This window comes from Streptomyces sp. NBC_00038 (assembly GCF_026343635.1).
Lineage (GTDB): Bacteria > Actinomycetota > Actinomycetes > Streptomycetales > Streptomycetaceae > Streptomyces.
Genome location: NZ_JAPELQ010000001.1, coordinates 7,249,884 through 7,273,844, shown reverse-complemented (window position 1 = coordinate 7,273,844; position 23,961 = coordinate 7,249,884). Strand labels below are relative to the sequence as shown.

Here is a 23,961-nt window from a genome sequence, read left to right as displayed (position 1 = left end):
GGCCGGTTCACCGCACCTGGATCCACTTCGCCTCCGACGGCGTCCCCTCCCCGTCCGTCACGAACAGCATGTACCACCCCGGCGGCACCAACGCCCGGTCGTTCGGTACGTCCACGGTGACCGAGTTCCTGGTCTTGGTGAGCCCGAGTTCGATGGACCGCTGCTCGACGTCCGTCGTGTGCGTGACCGCGCTCGGGCGCATCAGCCGGGCCTTGACCACACGCTCCGGATTCTCGGTGGGGTAGGTCGCGCGCCGCTTGCTGTCCAGCACCTCCGGGCCGTCTCCCAGCACCGGGCGGTTCTTGCCGTTCTTGTGCAGGGCGGGCGGGGTGAAGATCTCCATGCGCTGCTCGAAGTGGCCGAGCTTGGTGTTCTGCTGGTCGTCGAAGAGCGGGTCGGAGCCGAAGGTGGCGACGCGGCCGTCGGGCAGCAGCAGTGCCTCGGAGTGGTAGTTGCGCCCGACCTTCGGAGAGGCGGCCTCGTAGAAGGAGTTGGCCTTGGGGTCGTAGAACTGCGCCTTGAGGATGTTGCTGGCGCTGCGGCCGCGGTAGTCCTCGGAGCCGTTGGTGGTGAAGACGGAGTCGTCCGGCATGATCACGCTGTTCAGGTACCGGGTGCCCTGGGGGAGGTTGGGGCCGTCCTCGAAGGAGGGGCTGCCCTTCTTGAGGTCGACGACGGCGGTGCGCGGGGTCGACTTCTTGGACTCGCCGACCCCTCCGCCGCCGAGGATCATCACCTTCTGGTCCTGCGCGGGCGGCAGCAGGAGGGAGGCGGAGGTCTCCGTCTCCTCCGGGTCCCGCAGGCCGGGGACCTTCTCGAACTTGTTGGTCTTCAGGTCCCAGATGCCGGGCTCGCGGCCCTTCTCGGCGGGCCCGTAACCGGCATTGGACGCCGGGTAGAAGAGCTTGCCTCCCTTGGTGAGGAAGAGCGCGGGGTACGTCGGGAAGTACCGCTTGGGGCCCGGCGTCCACTTCTTGGTCTTCGGGTCGTAGATCTCGTTGTCGCCGGGGTCGATCATGCCGACGTCGTCGAGGCCGGAGACCGCGAGGACCCGCCCGTCCTGGAGTCCGACCAGCGTCGGGTACCAGCGGGCCTTCTGCATCGGGTCGACGGGGATGTACTTCTCGGCCTTCGGGTCGAACTCGTAGGCGGCTCTGATCCCCTGGAAGTCCTGCTTCTCCAGGGTGATCTTCTCGGAGAGGCCGTACGTGTTGTCCGCCTCCTTGCCCTTCAGGCCGACGATCTCGTACTGGGCCTGCTTGTCGGTGGCCGAGGTCGGGCCGTCCTCGGTGGCCTCCACGAAGACGCGGGCCTCACTCGCGACGACCTTGGTCTTCCAGGGCTGCATGACGCCCGCACGGTTGTACGTGATCTTCTGGGTGCGCTTCGCCTTGGGGACCGTGACGTCGACCTTGCTGACGTACTCGACGCCGGCGGGTGAGCGGAAGCGGGTGCCCTTCTTCAGGAGGACCGCCTTGTCGGGGTTCTCGTTCTTCACCCGCATACCGCCGCCGGCCCGTTCGACCTCGTCCTCGAGCAGCTCGTAGCGGGCGGTGCCGCCGGCCACCAGCATTCTGCCGCTGGGGAGTTGGGCGTGCCCGGAGCAGAAGAAGTCGTCGGGGGTGGGGATCTTCTTGAAGGTGTCCGTCGTCGGGTCCCAGAGGACGGTGTCGAAGGACCCCTTGTCGAACTTCCGCTTCTCGTTGCCCGAGCCCGCGACGATCAGCACCTTGCCGGTGTGCAGGAGGGCGGCGTGGATGGCGTTGGTGCGGTAGTCGTCGGGGATGTCGAGGTGGCTCCAGGAGCCGTACTGCGCCTTGTAGCCGGGCTGCGCGATCTTGTACTCGTAGTACTTCTCGCTGGCGAAGCCGACGGCGGCGGGGGCGTTGAGTCCGGCGAGTACGACTATGCCGCCGATGCCCAGCACGGTCTTCTTCGTCTTCTGCGAGGGCTGGTAGGCCATGGCCTAGTTACCTCCTGTCGTGGAGCCGGTGACCGTGGCGGAGCTGCCGCTGGCCGCGAGGGCGGGCTCGGCGGCCTCGGTGATCCGTGCGGTCGGCGTGTGGGGCAGCTGCCGGGCCCTGCGTTCCTTGAGCAAGGTGGAGATCCACACTCCGACCGGGGCGAGCGAGATGCCCATGGCAAGGAGCGCCCAGGTGCGCATGGCCGCGTGGGTGTGGTCGAGGGCGACCGACGCGGCGAGTGAGACGCCGAGGAGCGCCGCCCAGGTGAGGTGGATACGGAAGGTCAGCAGCCGGTCGGGGTTGGCCTCGCCGCCCTTGGGGGTGACCACGAAGCGGCTGGGGCGGCGGATCAGGGCTTCGCCGAGCGACTTCAGGTAGATGGGTGCGGAGAGGGCCGACATGGCCATCCCGGCGAGTCCGCCGGAGCCTTCGGGTTCGTGCGGGGAGACGTTGTGCCGCCGGTTCCAGAGGTAGAGGCCGATCTGGAGGGCGGCCGCGTCGCTGTAGAGCATCAGCCAGACGGACGCGGTGACCTGGGTGCCGGATGCTCCGAACCACAGGAAGAGGAAGCAACTCATGATGCCCAGCAGCCAGTTGACGGCTGTCATCGGGTAGTAGACGAGCATCATGGTGTAGGAGAAGAGGCGGCCGGGAGGCATCGTGAACGGCGCCTTCCAGTACTGCTTGAACAGCGTCTCGTACGTCCCTCGCGACCAGCGCATCTGCTGGGTGAAGAAGTCCGTCCAGGAGGCGGGCCCCTCGCCGACGGCGAGCACGTCCGGGGTGTAGACGGACTGCCAGTGCCTGCCGGTCTTCGGGTTCTTGTGGCGGTGGAGTTCGAAGCCGGTGGCCATGTCCTCGGTGATGGAGTCGTACAGGCCGCCGATCTGGCGGACGGCCGCGATGCGTACGACGTTGTTGGTGCCGACGAACATGGGGGCGCGGTAGCAGTTGCCGGCGCGCTGGATCAGCGCGTGGAAGAGGAACTGCTGGGACTCGGCCGCCTTGGTGACGGGGGTCTGGTAGTTGCCGTAGACCTGCGGCCCGACGACGAAGGCCACGTTGGGGTCCCGGAAGTAACCCATCATCCGTTCAAGGAAGTTGGGGAGCGGGACGTGGTCGGTGTCGACGGAGGCGAAGAACTCGTACTCGGCGCCGTGCATCGCGATCCACGCGTTGTAGTTGCCGTGTTTGGTACGGGCCTTGTGGGCGCCCTTGTCGCGGTTCCACGCCGGGACGCCGAACCGGGTGAAGTGGCGGACGCCGAGTTCCGCGCAGAGGTCCTTGGCCTGTTCGTCGTTGCCCTCGTCGAGGAGCCAGACGTCCACGGGTCCGGTGTGGGTGACCCGGACGGCGCCTTCGAGGGTGGCGCGGACCATGGAGAGGGGTTCCTTGCCGGGGACGTACGTGGTGAGGAAGGCGACCCGTGTCCCTTCCTGGGCCGCGACGGGGATCGGGTCCCGGGCCACCATCGTGGCGTGGGCGATGCTGACCACGTTGACGACCATGAACAGCTCGATCAGCCCGATGGCTATGAGCATCGTGATGTCGAGGCCGATCAGCCAGCGTGCGCCGCCTTCGCGCTCCACCCAGTGGCTCGGCCACACGAGGTAGACGAGGAGCACGCCGGTGAGGATCGGCGCGAAGGTCATCAGCAGGATGGCGCGTATTCGGTGCGGCTCTCGCGAGAGGAGCTTGGTGTACTGCACCTGGTACGCCGGGCCGGACGGCTGCGTGAGCGGTCCGGCGAGTCGGCTGTAGGTGTCGTAGTCGTAGCCCTCGGGCCGCACAGCGCCCTCCAGTGATTGAACTTGTCCGGTGATCGAACGAACCGATACCCATACACAAGTGGACATTTGGCGGCGTGTCGAACTGGGCGCGTCCGAAGGGGTAATCGGCGGCGGTGGACCGGACACAACAAAACCCCGGCCCAGAAGGACCGGGGTCTGCCTGCGCGAGGTCTACGCGGACAAGTGGCGTTCCACCGTCTCGACCTTGGACGTCAGACCGTCCGTCACACCGGGGCGGATGTCCGCCTTCAGGACGACGGAGACGCGCGGGGCGCGCTCCTCGACGACGGCGACGGCGCGCTTGACCACGGCCATCACCTCGTCCCACTCACCTTCGATCGAGGTGAACATGGCGTCGGTGCGGTTGGGGAGCCCCGATTCGCGTACGACCCGGACGGCGTCGGCGACGTACTCTCCCACGTCCTCGCCGACACCCAGGGGTGTCACGGAGAAGGCGACGATCATGACGTCTCCACGACTCCCTCGCGCCGGGCGCGGGAGGCGATGACCGCGTTCTCGGCCTCGCGGCGCAGCTTGCGCTCGGCCATGAAGCCGCCGCCGGGGATGATCGAGTACGCGAGGTAGAGCGCGCCGGTCCCGGCGTTCCACTTGGTGCGGTTCCAGGCGTCCAGGCAGAAGATCACGTACAGGATGAACAGCACGCCGTGGATCGGCCCGAGCACCGGGGCGACGTCGAAGCCCTCGGCGACCGTGTACTTGATGACCGTGCACGCGGCGAGCAGGATCCAGGAGATGCCCTCCGGCACGGAGACCAGGCGGAGGCGGCGGAGGGCGGAAGCTGTCTTGAGATCCACGGGTCACCTTCGGTGGGAGACGTCGGCCGACAGTTTGTGAACACAAGCACAAACGTGCGTCCATTGTGGCAAACGGCTGGACGGTACAGGGCCACGGGGTCCGCTCCGGCGCCCCTAGGGGTGCGATCAGGGTCGATATCCACCCTGGGGCCCTTTTGGCGGCCCGTACTCGGCCGCTACCTTCGCAACGTGGCGATGTTCCGACTTCAAGGCAGCAAGGTGCTGGCCGTCGACATGACCGGGGACGCCGTGAAGGCGAAGAACGGCTCGATGGTGGCGTACGACGGTCAGATGGCCTTCAAGAAGATGAGCGGCGGTGGTGAGGGCGTACGGGGGATGGTGACCCGGCGTCTCACCGGTGAGCAGATGACGGTGATGGAGGTGAAGGGGCATGGGACGTGCTGGTTCGCGGACCGGGCCTCCGAGATCAACCTCGTGAATCTCCAGGGGGACAAGCTGTACGTCGAGTCGAGCAATCTGCTGGTGACGGATGCCGGGCTGCGTACGGGCACGTCGTTCACCGGCATGCGCGGTGCCACCCAGGGCAACGGGCTGTTCACGACGACCGTCGAGGGGCACGGGCAGGCGGCGATCGTGTCCGACGGCCCGGCGGTGGTGCTGCGGGTGAGTTCGCAGTACCCGCTGACGGTCGATCCGGGCGCGTACATCGCGCACCAGGGCAATGTGCGGCAGTCCTTCCAGTCCGGTGTGACCTTCCGCACGTTCATGGGTGAGGGTGGCGGCGAGGCCTTCCAGATCCGCTTCGAGGGCGACGGCCTTGTCTATGTGCAGCCCAGTGAGCGGAACACGATCGCGGGGGATGTGTGACATGCCTTTCCGCGAAGTGAACTCGAAGATGGTCGAGGCCACGGTGATGCCGGGGCAGCGGATGTTCAGTCAGCGCGGGGCGATGCTCGCGTACAAGGGTGAGGTGTCCTTCACGCCCAACATCCAGGGTGGTCAGGGCGGGGTGATGTCGATGCTCGGCCGCCGCCTGGCGAACGAGGCGACGCCGCTGATGACGGTCGAGGGTTCCGGCACGGTGCTCTTCGGGCACGGCGGCCATCACATCCAGGTGATCGGCCTCACCGGCGACACCTTGTACGTGGAGGCGGACCGGCTGCTCGCCTTCGACGGCACCCTCCAGCAGGGCACGATGTTCATGGGCTCGCAGGGCGGGGTGATGGGCATGGTGCGCGGCCAGGTGAGCGGCCAGGGGCTCTTCACGACGACTCTGAAGGGGCACGGCGCGGTCGCCGTCATGGCGCACGGGGGTGTCTTCGAGATCCCGATCACCCCGCAGCGTCCGGTCCATGTCGACCCGCAGGCGTATGTCGCGCACCACGGCGACGTGCGCAACAAGCTGTCCACGGCGCTCGGCTGGCGCGACATGGTGGGCCGCGGCTCGGGCGAGGCGTTCCAGCTGGAGCTGAGCGGCAACGGTGCGGTGTACGTCCAGGCCTCGGAGGAGAAGCTGTGAGCGGATACGGGGCTTCCGGGCCGGTCGTCCACGACCCGATGACGCTGCCCGTCGACGACAACGTGAACAACTACACCTTCTGCGTGGAGCTCAAGGGGAGCCAGTGGTTCCTGCAGAAGGGCAAGATGATCGCCTACTACGGATCGATCTCCTTCAACGGCGTCGGACACGGCCGACTCGACCGACTTGTCCGTACGTCCTTTCATTCGCCTCTGCACGCGAGCGACTGGGTGGTGGCGGAGGGCTCGGGCAAGATGCTCCTCGCCGACCGGGCCTTCGACGTCAATTCGTACGACCTGGAGAACGGCAACCTGACCATTCGCTCGGGCAACCTGCTCGCTTTTCAGCCAAGTCTCGCGCTGAAGCAGTCGATCGTGCCGGGTTTTCTGACCCTTATCGGAACGGGCAAGTTTGTGGCCGCCTCGAACGGCCCCGTGGTGTTCATGGAACCCCCGATCCGAGTGGACCCACAGGCCCTGGTCGGCTGGGCGGACTGCCCCTCCCCGTGCCACCACTACGACCACGGGTACATGACAGGTGTCATGGGCGGCCTACGTGCGATGACGGGCATCGGCGGGGCCTCCGGTGAAGAGCACCAGTTCGAGTTCGTAGGGGCGGGCACGGTGCTGCTCCAGTCCACCGAGACCCTCATGGCCGAGCAGGCCACGGGCGCGGTCCCGCAGCAGGCCGGAGTGCCGGGCGGGGGCGGGGTGCCGGGTCAGCACGGACAGCAAGCCGGCGCACCGCGCCTTCCCGGACAGCTGGGGGACCTCCAGCGTCGCTTCGGGCTGTGAGCGGTAGTCTGCGGAGTGTGACGTCGAACGCGTGCGCGTAGTCACACAACCCTCACTAGTTCGCCTTTCAACATTTTAGGTAGACTTCACTTATGGAGACCGAGACGGCCACGCGCTGGCTGACCAATGCGGAGCAGTGTGCCTGGCGCACCCAACTGGAGGTCAACAGGCTGTTGACCTACCAGCTCGAAAGGGACCTGCAACCGTTCGGCCTGACCATGAACGACTACGAGATCCTCGTGAACCTCTCCGAGGCGGAGGGCGTACGGCTGCGGATGAGCGACCTGGCAGCCGCCACCCTCCAGTCCAAGAGCCGCCTCTCGCACCAGATCACGCGCATGGAGAACGCGGACCTGGTGCGCCGCGAGAACTGCGAGTCCGACCGGCGGGGGCTGTACGCGGTCCTCACCGAGCACGGCATGGAGACGATGCGGAAGGTTGCTCCGCACCATGTGGCCTCTGTGCGGCGGCATTTCATGGACCTGCTTTCGCCGGAGGCGCTTGAGGAGCTTCACAAGACTCTGACGCCGATCGCGGAGCATTTGCGGGGGCAGCGGGGCAAGCCGTAGCGCTCCGCTGGGTAGGCCGACTCTAGCTGCGGGTCGGCTTTGTCTGCGGGGCCGCTGTGGCTGGTCGCGCAGTTCCCCGCGCCCCTTACGGGGCTCCAGGGAGCCGGAGTTCGAAGAGGGCGCCTCCTCCGGGTGCCTCTCGGGCCGTGAGTGTTCCACCGTGTCGTACCGCCACATCCCGCGCGATGGCGAGGCCCAGGCCGGCCCCGCCGTCGTCGCGGGTGCGGGCGTCGTCGAGTCGTACGAAGCGCTCGAAGATGCGCTCGCGCTGGTCGGCGGGTACGCCGGGCCCGTCGTCGGCGACCTCCACCACGGCCCAGGCACCGTCTGTACGCAGTGTCACGGTGACTCTCTCCCGTGCGTGCCGCTGGGCGTTGTCCAGCAGGTTGGCGAGCACTCGCGCCAGCTGGCCCCGGGACCCGGTCACTTCGACGGTCGGGGCGTCGACGGTCACCCCCGCCCGGCCGGCCGCCTCCTCCCGTACGACCGCCCCCAGGTCCAAGCGCGTGTCCGCGGGCCTCTCCCCCGCGTCGAGTCGTGCGAGCAGCAGCAGATCGGCGGCGAGCCGCTGCAGTCGTACGGTGTCCTCGACGGCCCCCGCCACATCGAGCAGTTCCGGGTGCGCGGCGCCCACTTCGAGCTGGGTGCGGAGCGAGGCGATGGGGCTGCGCAGTTCGTGCGAGGCGTCGGCGACGAACCGTCGCTGCCGTTCGACGGACAGTTCGAGCGCGGCCAGTGTCTCGTTGGTCGTGCGCGCCAGACCGGCGACCTCGTCGTGCGTGTCCGGCACGGGGACCCGCCGCGTCAGATCCTCGGAGGCGGTGATGGCGGCCATCTCGCTCCGGATGCCCTCGACGGGCCGCAGCGCCCGCCGGGTCACCCGCCAGGTCACCGCGGCCACCACGGCGAGGAGCAGCGGGAACCCGATCAGCATGACGGTCGACGCGGTGCGTACGGCGCTCTGTTCGGCGGCCAGTGGCTCACCCGCGTACACGGTGAGCGTGCCCTTGTCCGGCACCTCCACCGTCACCGCGGCGAACCGGTAGTCCTCCGAGTCTCCGTCGATGGTGGCGGAGCCGTCGCTGAAGGTCGTCGCCTCGCCGATCTCACCGGGTTCGAGGGACTCGTCGTCCGCCTCGTCGTCATCGTCATCGTCGCCGACGCCGGCCGTAGGTGCCCCCGGCCGTACGGCGTCGACGCCCGTCCCGCTGATCCGCTCCAGTTCCTCGCTCGCGGCGACCAGCGTCCCTGTCTCGTCGACGACCTGGACAGGGCGGTCGTCGTCGTCCAGTGACAGCTGGTCGTAGGCCTGCCCGCCCGCGAGATCGGCGGCGACCGACCGGGCGGCCCGCTCGGCCTGCGTACTGGCCTGCCCGCTCAGGTTGGACCGCAGGGACAGTGTCACGGCGGCCCCGGCGGCGATCAGCGCGACGGCGACGACCAGGGTCGCGCCCAGGGTGGCCCGCGACCGCACGGACCCGAAGAGGCGTCTCATCGTGACTCCAGGCGGTAACCGGCGCCGCGTACCGTCCGGATGAGGGCGGCGCCCAGCTTCCGGCGCAGCGTGCTGACGTACACCTCGACGATGTTCGGATCCCCGTCGTACGCGAAGTCCCAGACGTGCTCGAGGATGTCGGCCTTGGAGACCACCTCCCCGGCACGCACCACGAGCTGTTCGAGGACCGCGAACTCCTTGGCGGTGAGGGTGACTTCGTCCTCACCGCGGAAGACCCGCCGGGCGGCGGTGTCGACCTTCAGTTCACCGACGACCCGCACCGGCGAGGCCCCGGCCTGTCCGCGCCGCCGCAGCAGCGCCTTCACGCGCGCCACCAGCACCACGTACGAGAACGGCTTGGTCAGGTAGTCGTCGGCGCCGGTGTCGAGCCCTTCTGCCTCGTCGTACTCGCCGTCCTTCGCGGTGAGCATCAGGATCGGCACGTCGTGGCCTGCGGCACGGAGGGTGGCGCAGACGCGGTAGCCGTTCATGCCGGGCAGCATGATGTCGAGGATGACGAGGTCGTACGTCCCTTCGGTGGCCCGGTGCAGCCCTTCGAGCCCGTCGTGGACGACGTCCACGGCGTAGCCCTCGGCCGTCAGGCCCTTGGCGAGCGACAGGGCCAGCCGCTTCTCGTCCTCCACGATCAACAGGCGCATGCGCCAAGCGTCGCAAACCGAACCTGAAGAAGGCTTCAGGCGGCTTCAGGCTGCCTTCAGCGTCCGTCGCGCAGATTGGTCCCCGTCGAACGGCGCCGTACCGCGTCGTACGGGTACAACTCGGGAGGAACTCTCATGAAGCGCAACATCGTCATCGCCACGATCGCGGCCGCGGCACTGGTCGGGGGCGGCACGGCGACGGCCCTCGCGGTCACGGACGACGACGGGGCGCGGACGCGGCCGTCGGAGGTGCGGGTGGCGTCCGACGTCCAGGACGACGACGTACGCCATGACGAGGACGGTCGGGACGACGACGCCACCGTGGTGAAGTCCACGAAGGTGACGGCGGCCGACGCGCTGGCAGGCGCCCTGCGTCACACTCCGGGCACCGCGGTCTCGGCGGAACTGGACGACGAGGACGACGCCGTGACCTGGGACATCGACATCCTCGACAGTGCATCCAAGTGGCACAGCGTCCACGTCGACCCCGCCACGGGCAAGGTCCTCTCCTCCCACACCGAGCGCGAGGACGACTCCGACGACGCCGACGACGCCGCCCGGGTCCGGGCCGCCCTGCAGGGCGGCTCCATCACCGCGACGGAGGCGGCGAAGGCCGCGGCGGCCCACGGCACGGTCACCTCGATCGACCTGGACGAGGACGCCGGCTCCCCCGCCTGGGAGGCGGAGACCCGGACGCAGAGCGGCGGCACGGAGCACGACTGGCTGGTCGACCTCCGGACGGCCCAGGTCACCCCGGACCGCTCGTCGGACGACGACTGAGACCGCCACCTCGCGGGCGGTCAGACGCGGCTCGGCGCCGCCTCCGCGGCGGCGCCCTGCGGGGCGGACCTGCGACGTGCGCCGCTCGCGGAGACCAGGGCCGTCGCGAGTGCCACTCCGCCCGAGACCGCGAAGCACAGGCCGATCGACAACTGGCCGACCAGCAGGCCCACCCCTGCCGCACCGGCCGAACTCCCGGCGTTCACCGCGGTGTTGACCCAGGCGCCCGCCTGGGTGCGGAAACCGGGTGGTGCCGCCTCGTCCGCGATCAGGTAGGACGTGGTCAGCGCCGGGGCCACGAAGAAGCCGGCGCAGGCCACGGCGACGGTCAGTGTACCGAGTCCTGGCGCGAGCCCGGCGGCCAGCAGGGCGAGCCCCACTCCCCCGGCCATCAGCGGCAGCCGTACCCGGGCGGACGTACGCCAGTCGACGGCGCCGTTCAGCAGCCCGCCCAGCGCGCTGCCCGCGGACAGTGCGGCGAGTACCCAGGCCACCACGTCGTCCCCGTGATGGCGCTGCTCGGCGAAGGCCATGACCAGCAGGTCGAGGGCGCCCAGCGCCAGTCCGACGCCCGCCGCGACGACGACGGGTTGCGCGAGGGCGCGGCCGCCGCGCAGCCGCGCTCGCGGGCGGCCCGCCTTCGGTGCGGCGGGCCGTACGCCCGCCACCGCCGGCGACAGGACGAAACCCAGGGTCCCCGTCCACACCAGCACGGCGCTGAGCGCTACTCCGGCGGCCGGGGGCGCGAACTGCACGACCCCGCCCACCAGCAGTGGCCCGGAGACGAAGAGGAGCTCCTCCGCCACACCGTCCAGGCTGTACGCCCGCTGCAACAGCAGCCTGTCCTCGACGACTTCGCTCCAGACGGCGCGCAGTGTGGGGCCGAGCGGGGGCGTGCAGGCGCCCGCTGCCACGGCCAGTGCGCCGAGTACCACCGCCGGTGCTCCTGGGCGCCAGGCGGTCGCGGCGAAGGCTCCCAGCAGGGTGGCGTAGAGCGAGGCCATGGGGATGAGGGCACGGCGTGGGCCGTACCGGTCGATCAGGGCCGCCCTCGCGGGCGACAGGAACACGCTCATCGCGCCGAACAGCGCCATGACCGTGCCGGCCACGGCGTACGACCCGGTCGTGCGGGTCACGGTCAGCATCATGGCCAGGGAGACCATGCCGTACGACAGTCTGCCTACGAGGGCGGTGGTGAAGGTGCGGCGGGCGTGGGGGATGCGGAGGACGGCGGCGTACGTGGGCCGCCGCGGGGGTGACGCGGGCATGGGTGTGTTCCTCGGCGAGAGGGCGGAAGGGGGCGCCTGAGTGCCGCGGTGGCCGCGGCTCGGGCGGGCCCTATGCCATGAGGAGGAACATGGGGATCAACTTAACAGCGGGGGTGGGGGGGTGGGGAGGGCTTTTTTCGCCCCCTCCGCCCCTTCCCGTCCCGTTCCTGGGGGCTCCGCCCCCAGACCCCCGTTCGGCCTGGACGGCCTCGTCCTCAAACGCCGGACGGGCTGAAACCGGGCGTAGCCCGGAAGTGCGGGACGGGTAGGGGCGGAGGGGGCGAAAAAACCTGACCCTCAGCCCTCCCTCAACCCCTCCACCAGCGAATCCGCCGCCCGGTAGGGATCCAGCTCCCCCGCCACGATCCGCTCCGCGAGCGCGCCGAGGCGCCGGTCCCCGTGCAGGTCGCCGATCCGTTGCCGCAGCGCGGTGACGGCGATCGTCTCGATCTCCCGGGATGCCCGGGAGAGGCGACGCTCGGTGAGCACCCCGTGCTCCTCCATCCACGCCCGGTGCTTCTCCAGCGCTTCAACGACCTCGTCGATACCCTCACCCCGCGCGGCGACGGTCTTGACGATCGGCGGACGCCAGTCGCCGGGACCGCGGGACTCGCCGAGGCCGAGCATGTGGTTGAGCTCGCGGGCCGTGGCGTCGGCCCCGTCCCGGTCGGCCTTGTTGACGACGTACACGTCGCCGATCTCGAGGATGCCGGCCTTGGCCGCCTGGATCCCGTCGCCCATGCCGGGGGCGAGGAGCACCACGGACGTATCGGCCTGCGAGGCGATCTCGACCTCGGACTGCCCGACGCCGACGGTTTCGACGAGCACCACGTCGCAGCCCGCCGCGTCCAGGACGCGGATCGCCTGGGGGGCCGCCCAGGCGAGCCCGCCGAGGTGGCCCCGGGTCGCCATGGAGCGGATGTAGACGCCGGGGTCGGAGGCGTGCTCGGACATCCGCACGCGGTCGCCGAGCAGCGCGCCTCCGGAGAACGGCGAGGACGGGTCGACGGCGAGGACGCCGACCCGCTTGCCCTGCCGCCGGTACGCGGTCACCAGCGCCGACGTGGACGTCGACTTGCCCACGCCGGGCGAGCCGGTGAGTCCGACGACGTACGCGTTCCCGGCGAGCGGGGCCAGCGCGGCCATGACCTCGCGGAGTTGCTCGGACGCCCCCTCCACCAGGGAGATCAGCCGGGCCACGGCCCGCGGCCTGCCTTCCCTGGCCTGGGCCACCAGCGAGGCGACGTCCTGCATCACAGCTCCGTTCAGTAGAGGTGGGCGAGAAGCCTGCGTCAGCCCTTGGGTACCCGCACGATCAGCGCGTCACCCTGTCCGCCGCCACCGCACAGCGCGGCGGCGCCCACGCCACCGCCCCGCCGCTTCAGTTCGAGGGCGAGGTGCAGTACCAGCCGCGCGCCGGACATCCCGATCGGGTGACCCAGGGCGATGGCTCCGCCGTTGACGTTCACCTTGTCGGTGGACACCCCGAGGTCCTTCATTGACTGCACGGCGACCGCCGCGAAGGCCTCGTTGATCTCGATCAGGTCGAGGGCCGAGACATCCAGGCCCTCCTTCTTGAGGGCGTGCAGGATCGCGTTGGAGGGCTGCGACTGGAGCGAGTTGTCCGGCCCGGCCACGTTCCCGTGGGCGCCGATCTCGGCGATCCAGTCGAGGCCCAGCTCCAGCGCCTTCGCCTTGCTCATGACCACGACGGCGGCGGCGCCGTCCGAGATCTGGGAGGACGTGCCGGCCGTGATCGTGCCGTCCTTGGTGAAGGCGGGACGCAGCTTGCCCAGCGACTCGACCGTCGTCTCGGCGCGGATGCCCTCGTCCTTGCTGAAGACGACGGCCTCGCCCTTGCGCTGCGGGATCTCGATGGGGGTGATCTCCGCCTCGAAGATGCCGTTCTTCTGGGCGGCGGCCGCGCGCTGATGCGAGAGGGCCGCAATCTCGTCCTGCTCGGGGCGGGCGATGCCCAGGCGGGTGTTGTGCTTCTCCGTCGACTCGCCCATGGCGATGTTCTCGAAGGCGTCGGTCAGGCCGTCGTACGCCATGGCGTCGAGCATCTCGATCGCGCCGTACTTGAAGCCCTCGCGGGACTTCGGGAGGAGGTGGGGCGCGTTGGTCATGGACTCCTGGCCGCCGGCGACGACGATCTCGAACTCACCGGCACGGATGAGCTGGTCGGCGAGCGCGATGGCGTCGAGGCCCGAGAGGCAGACCTTGTTGATGGTGAGGGCGGGGACGCTCATCGGGATGCCCGCCTTGACCGCGGCCTGGCGTGCCGGGATCTGCCCTGCCCCGGCCTGGAGCACCTGGCCCATGATCACGTACTGCACCTGGTCGCCGCCGATGCCCGCACGGTCGAGGGCGGCCTTGATCGCGAAGCCGCCGAGGTCGGCTCCGGAGAAGGACTTCAGCGAGCCCAGCAACCGTCCCATGGGCGTACGGGCGCCCGCGACGATCACCGAGGTCGTGCTGTTCGTTCCAGACATGAGGTGCGATCCCCTTTCAGCTGCACAGCTGAGGAGTGTGAACGAGGGTTTACTTGAATGTACTGAGCGGTAGGCCACCCGTCATCCGGCCCGGAGTGTGATCGCGCGCACGTTGCGTAACCAACTCAGGAGCGCTGCACTGACTCCATGCTGACGCGAATCGACCACATTGGGATCGCCTGTTTCGACCTCGACAAGACCGTCGAGTTCTACCGGGCCACGTACGGCTTCGAGGTCTACCACTCCGAGGTCAATGAGGAGCAGGGCGTACGCGAGGCCATGCTCAAGATCAACGAGACGTCCGACGGCGGCGCCTCCTACCTCCAGCTGCTCGAACCCACCCGCGAGGACTCCACCGTCGCGAAGTGGCTGGCCAAGAACGGCGAGGGCGTCCATCACATCGCTTTCGGCACCGCGGACGTGGACGCCGATGCCGCGGACATCAAGGACAAGGGCGTACGAGTGCTGTACGACGAGCCCCGGATCGGGTCGATGGGCTCCCGGATCACGTTCCTGCATCCAAAGGATTGCCATGGCGTCCTGACAGAACTGGTCACTTCGGCGCCTGTTGAGTCACCTGAGCACTGACCCTCGTACATATGGGCCGGTAGGGTTGGGCACGGCCGCCGCCTCTTCGGGGCGGCCCGGGTTCCTTTCATTGGGATTCGAGGGCCGGGGTCCAGGTTTTCGGGGGACGGGCGGGACGAGCGTCGGGGCATCGGCCCGTGCTCCGCCGGTGATCTGACACCATTCCCCGGGGGCCCCGTTCGGCGGATGGACGGTGCTCGTTTGGAGAGACTTGCGACCAGGGGACGGATGGGACCGCGCAGTGCGGGGCTACGAACGCCAGGAGCGAGAGCCGGCGGCTGACGTCGACCACCTCTCTCGGTTCGAGGCCGAGATGGAGCGGCTGAAGACCGAGCGGGAGAAGGCCGTCCAGCACGCCGAGGACCTCGGCTATCAAGTCGAGGTGCTGCGCGCCAAGCTGCACGAGGCGCGCCGCAGTCTGGCGACCCGGCCTGCCTACGAGGGCGGGGACCTGGGCTACCAGGCCGAGCAGCTCCTTCGTAATGCGCAGATCCAGGCCGACCAGTTGCGCGCCGACGCCGAGCGCGAGATGAGCCAGGCCCGCGCGCAGACGCAGCGCATCCTCCAGGAGCACGCCGAGCAGGCCGCCCGCCTTCAGGCGGAGCTGCACCAGGAGGCGGTCACCCGCCGCCAGCAGCTCGACCAGGAGCTGGGCGAGCGCCGGCAGACCGTCGAGTCGCATGTCAACGAGAACGTGGCGTGGGCGGAGCAGTTGCGCGCCCGCACCGAGCAGCAGGCCCGGCGGCTCCTGGAGGAGTCGCGCACCGAGGCCGACCAGTCCCTTGCCGCCGCCCGCGCGGAGGCCGAGCGGGTCGCCGCCGAGGCCCGCCAGCGGCTGAACGCCGACGCCGAGTCGGCGCGCTCGGAGGCCGAGGCGCTGCTGCGCCGGGCCCGCACGGACGCCGAGCGGCTGCTGAACGCGGCTTCCAACCAGGCCCAGGAGGCCACCGACCACGCCGAGCAGCTGCGCAGCTCCACGGCGACCGAGTCGGACTCCGCCCGCCGTCAGGCCACCGAGCTGAGCCGGACCGCCGAGCAGCGCGCGGCCGAGGCCGATGCGGCGCTGCGCGAGGCGCGGGCCGAGGCGGAGAAGACCCTCGCCGAGGCGAAGGAGGCCGCGGCCAAGGCCCTGGCCACCGCCGAGTCGACGAACGAGCAGCGCACGCGTACGGCGAAGGAGCAGGTCGCCCGGCTGGTCAACGAGGCCAACGAGGCGGCCGAGACCACCAAGGCGGACGCCGAGCAGGTCGTCGCGGAGGCCAAGGCCAAGGCCGAGAAGATCGTCGCGGAGGCCGAGGAGAGCGCGCGGAGCCTCACCGCCGAGGAGACCGCGTCCCAGCTCGCCAAGGCCGCGCGTACGGCTGAGGACGTACTCAACAAGGCGTCCGAGGAAGCCAAGTCGACCACCAAGGCGGCGGTCGAGGAGGCCGAGCGGATCCGCGCCGAGGCCGAGTCCGAGGCGGACCGGCTGCGTGCTGAGGCGCACGACATCGCCGAGCAGCTCAAGGGCACGGCGAAGGACGACACCAAGGAGTACCGCGCCAAGACGGTCGAGCTGCAGGAGGAGGCGCGCCGGCTGCGCGGCGAGGCCGAGCAGCTGCGCGGCGACGCGAACGCCGAGGGCGAGCGGATCCGCAGCGAGGCCCGGCGCGAGGCCGTCCAGCAGATCGAGGAGGCGGCCAAGACCGCCGAGGAGCTGCTCGCCAAGGCCAAGGCGGACGCCGACGAGCAGCGGTCGGTCGCCACGACCGACAGCCAGCGGGTGCGCACCGAGGCCATCGAGCGCGCCACGACGCTGCGCCGACAGGCCGAGGAGACCCTGGAGCGGACCCGCACGGAGGCCGAGCGGCACCGTGCCGAGGCCGAGGAGCGGTCCGAGGCCGTCAAGGCGGAGGCCGAGCGGGCCGCGGAGGCGATGCGTGAGGAGACCGAGCGGGCCATAGCGGCCCGTCGGGCGGAGGGCGCCGAGGAGCTGACCCGGCTGCACACCGAGGCCGAGCAGCGGGTCGCCTCGGCCGAGCAGGCGCTCGGGGACGCCCGTGCGGAGGCCGAGCGGATCCGTCGCGAGGCCGCCGAGGAGACGGACCGGCTGCGTTCGGAGTCCGCCGAGCGGATCCGTACGCTCCGGGCGCAGGCCGAGGCGGAGGCCGAGCGGCTGCGCAACGAGGCCGCGGCGGACGCGTCCACGTCGCGGGCCGAGGGCGAGAACATCGCCGTACGGCTGCGTTCGGAGGCCGCGGCGGAGGCCGAGCGGCTGAAGTCGGAGGCGCAGGACAGCGCGGACCGGGTACGGGCGGAGGCGCAGGCCGCGGCCGAGCGGCTTGCGACCGAGGGTGCCGAGGCGCTGGACGCCGCGCAGGAGGAGGCCCTGCGGCGGCGCCGCGAGGCCGAGGAGCTGCTCGGTTCGGCGCGCCAGGAGGCCGACCAGGAGCGTGAGCGGGCCCGGGAGCAGAGCGAGGAGCTGCTGGCTTCCGCGCGCAACCGGGTGGATGAGGCGCAGGCCGAGGCCGTACGGCTGGTCGAGGAGGCCGACCGGCGCGCGACCGAGATGGTCTCGAACGCCGAGCAGACCGCGCAGCAGGTCCGTGACTCTGTGGCCGGGCTGTACGAGCAGTCGCAGGAGGAGATCACCGGTCTCAGGTCCGCCGCCGAGCATGTGGTGGACCGGATGCGGAACGAGGCGCAGGCGGAGGCCGACCGGGTGCGCGCCGACGCGTACGCGGAGCGGGAGCGGGCGAGCGAGGACGCGGGCCGGGTCCGGCGGGAGGCGTCCGAGGAGTCGGAGGCCGCCAAGTCCCTTGCGGAGCGCACGGTTTCGGAGGCGATCGCGGAGTCCGAGCGGCTGCGTTCGGAGGCCGCCGAGCACGCCCAGCGGGTACGCACCGAGGCGTCGGACGCCATCGCGAACGCCGAGCAGGACGCTTCACGTACCCGGGGCGAGGCCCGGGAGGACGCGAACCGGATCCGTTCGGACGCGGCGACGCAGGCGGACACGCTCATCACCGAGTCGCGGTCCGAGGCGGAGCGGCTCACGGCGGAGACGAACTCCGAGGCCGAGCGGGTCCGGACGGAATCCGTGGCCAAGGCCGAGCAGCTGATCTCGGACGCGACCGGGGACGCGGAGCGGCTGCGTGCCGAGGCCGCCTCGACGGTCGGTTCCGCGCAGCAGCACGCCGAGCGGATCCGCACCGAGGCGGAGCGGGTCAAGGCGGAGGCGGCGGAGGATGCGGAGCGCCTCATGTCGGCCGCGCGCGAAGAGGCGGAGCGGACGACGGACGAGGCGCGCCGGGCGGCCAACAAGCGGCGCTCCGAGGCCGCCGAGCAGGTCGACACGCTCATCTCGGAGACGACCGCCGAGGCCGACAAGCTGCTCTCGGAGTCCCAGCAGAGCGCGCAGAAGACCACGGCGGACGCCGAGGAGCAGGCCGACACCATGGTGGGTGCGGCCCGCAACGAGGCGGAGCGTCTGGTGTCCGAGGCGACGGTCGAGGGCAACTCCCTGGTGGAGCGGTCCCGCACGGACGCCGACGAGCTGCTGGTCGGCGCGCGCCGGGACGCGACGGCGATAAGGGAGCGCGCGGAGGAGCTGCGCGACCGGATCACCAGCGAGATCGAGGAGCTGCACGCGCGGGCCCGCCGCGAGTCCGCCGAGACGATGAGGGCGGCCGGCGACCGGTGCGACGCGCTCATCAAGGCGGCCGAGGAGTCTCTGGTCAAGGCCGAGGCGAAGGCCAAGGACCTGGTCTCGGAGGCCAATTCCGAGGCGAGCAAGGTGCGGATCGCCGCCGTCAGAAAAGCGGAAGGGCTCCTCAAGGAGGCCGAGCAGAAGAAGAACTCGCTCGTCGCCGAGGCTCAGAAGATCAAGGCCGATGCCGAGCAGGAAGCGCGGCGCATGGTCGAAGAGGGCAAGCGCGAGCTCGAAGTCCTGGTCCGGCGGCGTGAGGACATCAATGCGGAGATCTCCCGTGTCCAGGACGTCCTGGAGGCGTTGGAATCCTTTGAGGCCCCGTCCGGAAACAAGGACGGTGGAGTCAAGGCAGGCGCTGCCGCGGGTGCGACTCGTTCGGGTGGCAAGGCGTCAGAGGGCTAGCCAGAAGCACCGATTCCATGCTTTGTAGGGACCTTTGACACAGGCTCTGGCAAGCGCTCCGACAGGTAGCCACCCAAAAGGAGTGTCATTCTCCAGATCAAACACGTATCCGCTCGATGACACACCGCTTTGACCCCTAGGATTCCCCCTATCACCTCACCGGTCTCATTCGACAGGAACCCCATGAGCGACACTTCCCCCTACGGCTTCGAGCTTGTGCGGCGTGGGTACGACCGCGCTCAGGTGGACGAACGCATTTCGAAGCTCGTCTCCGACCGTGACAGCGCTCTGGCTCGTATCACTGCTCTGGAAAAGCGCATCGAGGAACTCCACCTCGAGACGCAGAACGCCCAGTCCCAAGTGAGCGACGCTGAGCCGTCGTACGCGGGACTCGGCGCGCGCGTCGAGAAGATCCTCCGCCTCGCCGAGGAGGAGGCGAAGGACCTGCGCGAGGAGGCCCGTCGCGCGTCCGAGCAGCACCGCGAGCTCGCCGAGTCGGCGGCCCAGCAGGTCCGCAACGACGCAGAATCGTTCGCTGCGGACCGCAAGGCCAAGGCGGAGGACGAGGGCGTCCGGATCGTCGAGAAGGCCAAGGCCGACTCTTCCCAGCTTCGCGGCGAGGCGCAGAAGGACGCGCAGCAGAAGCGCGAGGAGGCGGACGCTCTCTTCGAGGAGACCCGCGCCAAGGCCGCGCAGGCCGCCGCCGACTTCGAGACGAACCTCGCCAAGCGGCGCGAGCAGTCCGAGCGTGACCTGGCGTCCCGTCAGGCCAAGGCGGAGAAGCGTCTCGCGGAGATCGAGCACCGCGCGGAGCAGCTCCGCCTGGAGGCCGAGAAGCTGCGCACGGACGCCGAGCGCCGCGCCCGCCAGACGGTGGAGACGGCTCAGCGCCAGGCCGAGGACATCGTGGCCGACGCGAACGCCAAGGCCGACCGCATCCGCTCGGAATCCGAGCGCGAGCTGGCGGCTCTGACGAATCGTCGCGACTCGATCAACGCCCAGCTCACGAACGTCCGCGAGATGCTCGCGACGCTCACGGGTGCCGCGGTGGCCGCCGCCACGCCGGCCGAGGAAGAGCCGGTCTCGCGTGGGGTACCGGCTCAGCAGTCCCGGTAGTTCCTCGCATCGCCGACGGCCCGCACTCCCTCCTCGGGGGTGCGGGCCGTCGGCGTACGCGCCGGGGGCGCCCGGACAGGACGGCGCGGCAGCCGGGGCACGGTGAACAAGGGGCAAAAACACTTCCGCCCAAGTGGCACCGCCGCAACCCCCGTTTTAGCGTGGCCGCATGATCGAGCTCGAGGGGCTGACCAAGCGGTACGGCGAGAAGGTGGCGGTCAACAATCTGACCTTCGCCGTCAGACCCGGCATCGTGACGGGGTTCCTGGGGCCGAACGGCGCCGGCAAGTCCACGACGATGCGGATGCTGCTCGGTCTCGACCGGCCCACCGCGGGTGACGTGCGGATCGACGGGCAGCACTACGACCACCTCAAGGATCCGCTGAAGTACATCGGTGCCCTCCTCGACGCCAAGGCCATGCACGGCGGGCGCAGCGCCTTCAACCACCTCCTCTGCCTCGCGCAGAGCAACGGCATCCCCAAGGCGCGGGTGCACGAGGTCCTCGACACGGTCGGGCTGACCGCCGTCGCGAAGAAGAAGGCGAAGGGGTTCTCGCTCGGCATGGGCCAGCGGCTCGGCATCGCGGGCGCGCTGCTCGGCGACCCGCGGATCCTGATGTTCGACGAGCCGGTCAACGGGCTCGACCCCGAGGGCATCCACTGGATCCGCAACCTCATGAAGTCGCTCGCCACGCAGGGCCGTACGGTCTTCGTCTCCTCGCACCTGATGAGCGAGATGGCGCTGACCGCCGACCACCTCGTCGTCATCGGCCAGGGCAGGCTGCTCGCCGACACCTCCATGGCCGACTTCATCCAGCAGAACTCCCGGTCGTACGTCCGTATCCGCACCCCGCAGCGCGAGCGCCTCCTCGATCTGCTGCACGGCGCCGGGATCACCGTCGTCGAGACGGGCGCCGGCACGCTGGAGGTGGACGGTTCCACGCCGGAGCACCTCGGGGAACTCGCCGCGCGGCACCAGGTCGTGCTGCACGAGCTCAGTCCCCAACAGGCCTCCCTGGAGGAGGCGTTCATGCAGCTGACGGCGGAGTCGGTGGAGTACCACGCGCACACGGACGCCGCCCTCATGGAGCCACCCCGTCCGGAGACCCCGCCGCCACCGCAGGGGCAATGGGGCGGCGACTGGAAGAGGGACTGAACCATGGCGGCGACGCAGGTCATCAAGTCCGAGTGGACCAAGATCCGCTCCGTGGCGTCCACCATCTGGACGCTGAGTCTCGCCGCGGTCGTCACGATCGCCCTGGGCATCCTGATCTCGCTCCTGTCCAAGAACGAGTTCGACAACATGAGCGCGAAGGACCAGCTCTCCTTCGACCCGACGTTCATCAGCTTCGCGGGCATGAGCCTCGGTCAGCTCGCGATGATCGTGTTCGGGGTGCTCGTCGTCTCGAACGAGTACAGCACCGGCATGATCCGCACCTCGCTCTCCGCGGTCCCGCAGCGCGGCACCTTCCTCTTCAGCAAGATCGCGGTGGCGACGGTCCTCGCCTTCGTCGTCGGCATCATCACCAGCTTCGTCGCCTTCTTCCTCGGACAGGCGATGCTCGGCTCGCACAAGGCGTCGATCGGCGACTCCGGCGTGCTGCGCGCGGTCATCGGCGGCGGCCTCTACATGACCCTGATCGCCGTCTTCTCGATGGGCGTCGCGACGATGCTCCGCAGCCCGATGCTCTCCCTCGGCATCCTGATGCCCTTCTTCTTCCTGATCTCCAACATCCTCGGCGCCGTCTCCGCGACCAAGAAGGTCGGCCGCTACCTCCCCGACCAGGCCGGCAGCAAGATCATGCAGGTCGTGACCCCGATCGACGACGACACTCCGTACGGTCCCTGGGGCGGGCTCGCGATCATGGTGGCCTGGGTGGCGGTGGCGGTGGTCGGGGGGTATGTGCTGCTCAAGAGGCGGGATGCGTAGGGTCCGCCGCGTCCGGACGAGCGGGAATCGCGGGGTCTTCGGCGTCCGGAAGTGACTCCAGCACCCCGTCGAAGTCCGTCCACCCCTCCCAGCGCCACACGTCCTTGTCCAGGTCCGGCTGGAGCGGCACGAAGCGGCCGAGCTCGAAGTCGCCGCCCGCCAGGTCGAACCAGCGCTCGTCGGCGACCTCGGTACCCAGGCCCACGGTCCGCGCCGTCAGCCGCACGAGCAGCTTCACGCCGTACGAACTGGACAGATCCTTGCCCTGGATGCGCTGGAACGGCAGCTCGGCCACCGGTGCCTGCACCGGTATCCACACGGTGAAGGGCGCCCCGCGCTCCACCGCGAGCCAGGACCGCTCCTCGGCGAGCTCCCCGTTCGCGTCCAGTACCTTCAGCCACTGCTTGTAGATGACCAGGCTGCCGTCGTGCGGCGACCGCTCCAGATAGCGCAGATGGACCCGGGCCCGCAGATCCACGACCGAGAGGTTGTCGAAGCGGTTGTAGAAGCGGACGGCGATGATCGCGTCCTCGCTGTCGGCGTGGTCCCGCGAGTAGCCGGGAAAGTCCGCGGTCCAGGCGTGCGAGACGCTGGCCCGCTGCCGCCAGACGAACGGCCGCAGCGCGAACAGCTTGATGAGCACGATCCCGAGGAGCACCGCGGGCACCATGGCGCCGGTGACCGAGGAGAGTGTGGCGAGCAGCTGGTGGGCAGTGCTGTCCGGTTCCGGTTCGAGGTTGTCGGTCCCGACGCAGGCGCGCAGCACCGTGAGGCTGAGGTCGAAGAGCCGCTCCTTGTTGGAGAAGCGCTCCGCCATCGACCGCCCCGAGTGCTCCGTGACCGTCCACAGCGCCGCGACGACGACGGAGAGCACGGCCAGCGCGCCGAGCGTCATCAGGAGCAGGGCGTGGACGGTGCGTGCGGCGATCCACCAGCGAACAGACGTACGGAAGCGCGGATGCGTCCGGTCCCGCCGCGGCTGCCCCCAGCGGCGCTCACCACTTCTCAGTAAGCTCAACTCACGTCCCCCGTAGCCGACATCGTCCCCACTCGTACAATGGGACGCCATGATTCCCGGTGTCCGTTCCGGCCAACCCCACTCCGGTGGGCAAGACCTGGGTCGGTCCCGGGTAGACCTCGGGTGGAACGCTGTGCCCGTACCGCGCGACCACCCCCGAAGGGCGTCACCTTGACGACGAAGGACCGAAGCCTCCGAGCGCTGGGCCTGGACGACGTGCCCGCCAAGCAGCCGCTCACCTATCCGGGCCGCCCCACCACCGAGCCGTCCCTGCTGACCGGGGGTGAGCTGCTCCATCTCGGCGTACGCCCGCTGCGGCTCGGCGAGTGGTACGTGGAGGAGCGCGAGGAGTCGCAACGCCTCGACGAGGCCCTCGCCGGCCTCGGCCAGGTCGGCACCGGCCGCCGCCACCCGGTCATCGCCGTCGGCTCGAACGCCTCCCCCGGCCAGGTCGCCCACAAGCTCACCCGGCTCGGCATCCCGGCGACCGTGCCGATGGTGCCGGTACGGGTGCGCGGCATCGGCGTCGGCTGCTCGGGGCACATCAGCCCCGCGGGGTACGTGGCCGGGACGCCGTACGTCGACCCGGACGCGGAGACGACGCTCGTCGTCACCTGGCTGGACTCCACGCAGCTGAAGGCGGTCGACGACACCGAGTTCCCGGACTACCGGCGGGCGATACTCCCCGGCGACGCCTTCGGGATGACGATGCCCTCCGGCGAGCGGCTCGGCGCCGCGTACATCTACTTCAGCGCGCACGGCGTGCTCGCCGACCCCGCGACCGGTGAGCCGCGCCCCGGCGGCGGCGACCAGTCCGCGCTGCTCGCCGCGCTGCTCGCCGACTCCGCCGCACTGCGCGAGCTGCTCGGACCCGACCCGGCGACCTGGGTGCGCCGCGCCGGAGCCGACCCCTCCCTGCGCGAGCAGGGCACGCTGCTCTTCGGCAAGGAGGGCTGGGTGCTGCCGCAGACCGACTTCCTCCCCTACGCCGACGAATCGGACGAGCTGCGGCTGTACGACGACCTGCCGCCGCTGGACGACTCGCTTCCGTATCGCGGCTGAGGAATCGGTTTCCGGCCCCCGGCGATTCCGTTTCCACGCTGACCAGGC

21 protein-coding genes are annotated in these 23,961 nt (G+C 69.9%); 11 read left to right on the top strand and 10 right to left on the bottom strand.

Annotation, left to right across the window (positions count from 1 at the left end; translation table 11 throughout):
- Positions 1-7: 7 nt before the first annotated feature.
- The 4 genes from OG219_RS33085 to OG219_RS33070 form a co-directional block, all read right to left on the bottom strand.
- Entirely contained in the window at positions 8-1,963 is a 1,956-nt protein-coding gene (locus OG219_RS33085; protein WP_266832725.1) for a galactose oxidase-like domain-containing protein, read from the bottom strand.
- Between the two features lie 3 nt (positions 1,964-1,966).
- The gene (locus OG219_RS33080) at positions 1,967-3,754 is read right to left on the bottom strand and encodes a cellulose synthase catalytic subunit (protein WP_266832723.1); all 1,788 of its coding nucleotides are present in this window, start codon (positions 3,752-3,754) and stop codon (positions 1,967-1,969) included.
- Positions 3,755-3,925: 171 nt separating this feature from the next.
- Positions 3,926-4,219 carry an MTH1187 family thiamine-binding protein gene (locus tag OG219_RS33075; RefSeq protein WP_261707197.1) on the bottom strand — a complete coding sequence of 98 codons (294 nt, stop codon included), beginning with the start codon at positions 4,217-4,219 and terminating at the stop codon, positions 3,926-3,928.
- Complete coding sequence (locus OG219_RS33070; protein WP_266832721.1) at positions 4,216-4,569, bottom strand: DUF3817 domain-containing protein; 354 nt, start codon at positions 4,567-4,569, stop codon at positions 4,216-4,218. The genes OG219_RS33075 and OG219_RS33070 overlap by 4 nt, the downstream gene beginning before the upstream one ends.
- A gap of 195 nt (positions 4,570-4,764) precedes the next feature.
- Between OG219_RS33070 and OG219_RS33065 the strand changes: the two genes are divergently transcribed.
- From OG219_RS33065 to OG219_RS33050, 4 genes are all read left to right on the top strand, one after another.
- A complete protein-coding gene (locus tag OG219_RS33065) occupies positions 4,765-5,397 on the top strand; it encodes an AIM24 family protein (RefSeq protein WP_266836315.1) in 633 nt (210 codons plus the stop codon).
- A gap of 1 nt (position 5,398) precedes the next feature.
- A complete protein-coding gene (locus tag OG219_RS33060; RefSeq protein WP_266832719.1) occupies positions 5,399-6,049 on the top strand; it encodes an AIM24 family protein in 651 nt (216 codons plus the stop codon).
- Positions 6,046-6,843: an AIM24 family protein gene (locus OG219_RS33055; RefSeq protein WP_266832717.1), complete on the top strand. Its 798-nt coding sequence runs from the start codon at positions 6,046-6,048 to the stop codon at positions 6,841-6,843. Before OG219_RS33060 ends, OG219_RS33055 begins: the two co-directional genes overlap by 4 nt.
- Positions 6,844-6,935: 92 nt before the next feature.
- Positions 6,936-7,412, top strand: a complete 477-nt coding sequence (locus OG219_RS33050) for a MarR family winged helix-turn-helix transcriptional regulator (RefSeq protein WP_266832715.1) — start codon at positions 6,936-6,938, stop codon at positions 7,410-7,412.
- Between the two features lie 85 nt (positions 7,413-7,497).
- Here the strand turns inward: OG219_RS33050 and OG219_RS33045 are convergent, their stop codons facing one another.
- Positions 7,498-8,907: a HAMP domain-containing sensor histidine kinase gene (locus OG219_RS33045; RefSeq protein WP_266832713.1), complete on the bottom strand. Its 1,410-nt coding sequence runs from the start codon at positions 8,905-8,907 to the stop codon at positions 7,498-7,500.
- Positions 8,904-9,566, bottom strand: a complete 663-nt coding sequence (locus OG219_RS33040) for a response regulator transcription factor (protein ID WP_266832711.1) — start codon at positions 9,564-9,566, stop codon at positions 8,904-8,906. Before OG219_RS33040 ends, OG219_RS33045 begins: the two co-directional genes overlap by 4 nt.
- A gap of 135 nt (positions 9,567-9,701) precedes the next feature.
- On the opposite strand from OG219_RS33040, the gene OG219_RS33035 reads away from it, so the two are divergent.
- On the top strand, positions 9,702-10,346 hold the full coding sequence (locus OG219_RS33035; protein WP_266832709.1) for a PepSY domain-containing protein: 645 nt from the start codon (positions 9,702-9,704) through the stop codon (positions 10,344-10,346).
- Between the two features lie 20 nt (positions 10,347-10,366).
- On the opposite strand, the gene OG219_RS33030 is transcribed toward OG219_RS33035, so the two are convergent.
- The 3 genes from OG219_RS33030 to OG219_RS33020 form a co-directional block, all read right to left on the bottom strand.
- Complete coding sequence (locus OG219_RS33030; RefSeq protein ID WP_266832707.1) at positions 10,367-11,614, bottom strand: MFS transporter; 1,248 nt, start codon at positions 11,612-11,614, stop codon at positions 10,367-10,369.
- Between the two features lie 297 nt (positions 11,615-11,911).
- Positions 11,912-12,868: a methylmalonyl Co-A mutase-associated GTPase MeaB gene (gene meaB / locus OG219_RS33025; RefSeq protein ID WP_266832705.1), complete on the bottom strand. Its 957-nt coding sequence runs from the start codon at positions 12,866-12,868 to the stop codon at positions 11,912-11,914.
- A gap of 38 nt (positions 12,869-12,906) precedes the next feature.
- Positions 12,907-14,109 (bottom strand): acetyl-CoA C-acetyltransferase, encoded by a 1,203-nt coding sequence (locus tag OG219_RS33020; protein ID WP_266832703.1) that lies wholly within the window; start codon positions 14,107-14,109, stop codon positions 12,907-12,909.
- Positions 14,110-14,256: 147 nt separating this feature from the next.
- Here OG219_RS33020 and mce point away from each other — a divergent pair, with 147 nt between their 5' ends.
- From mce to OG219_RS32995, 5 genes are all read left to right on the top strand, one after another.
- Positions 14,257-14,697 (top strand): methylmalonyl-CoA epimerase, encoded by a 441-nt coding sequence (gene mce / locus OG219_RS33015; RefSeq protein WP_266454169.1) that lies wholly within the window; start codon positions 14,257-14,259, stop codon positions 14,695-14,697.
- A 241-nt stretch (positions 14,698-14,938) separates the two neighbouring features.
- Entirely contained in the window at positions 14,939-18,787 is a 3,849-nt protein-coding gene (gene scy / locus OG219_RS33010) for a polarized growth protein Scy (protein WP_266832701.1), read from the top strand.
- Between the two features lie 183 nt (positions 18,788-18,970).
- Positions 18,971-19,903 (top strand): cellulose-binding protein, encoded by a 933-nt coding sequence (locus OG219_RS33005; RefSeq protein ID WP_266832699.1) that lies wholly within the window; start codon positions 18,971-18,973, stop codon positions 19,901-19,903.
- A gap of 169 nt (positions 19,904-20,072) precedes the next feature.
- Positions 20,073-21,059 (top strand): ABC transporter ATP-binding protein, encoded by a 987-nt coding sequence (locus OG219_RS33000; protein WP_266832697.1) that lies wholly within the window; start codon positions 20,073-20,075, stop codon positions 21,057-21,059.
- Positions 21,060-21,062: 3 nt separating this feature from the next.
- Positions 21,063-21,833: an ABC transporter permease gene (locus tag OG219_RS32995; protein ID WP_266832695.1), complete on the top strand. Its 771-nt coding sequence runs from the start codon at positions 21,063-21,065 to the stop codon at positions 21,831-21,833.
- On the opposite strand, the gene OG219_RS32990 is transcribed toward OG219_RS32995, so the two are convergent.
- Positions 21,814-22,851, bottom strand: coding sequence for a hypothetical protein (locus tag OG219_RS32990; protein ID WP_266832693.1), 1,038 nt, complete (start codon positions 22,849-22,851; stop codon positions 21,814-21,816). The two genes, OG219_RS32995 and OG219_RS32990, sit on opposite strands and share 20 nt — an antisense overlap.
- A gap of 171 nt (positions 22,852-23,022) precedes the next feature.
- On the opposite strand from OG219_RS32990, the gene OG219_RS32985 reads away from it, so the two are divergent.
- Positions 23,023-23,913, top strand: a complete 891-nt coding sequence (locus OG219_RS32985) for a hypothetical protein (protein ID WP_266832691.1) — start codon at positions 23,023-23,025, stop codon at positions 23,911-23,913.
- The last annotated feature ends 48 nt before the right edge of the window (positions 23,914-23,961 follow it).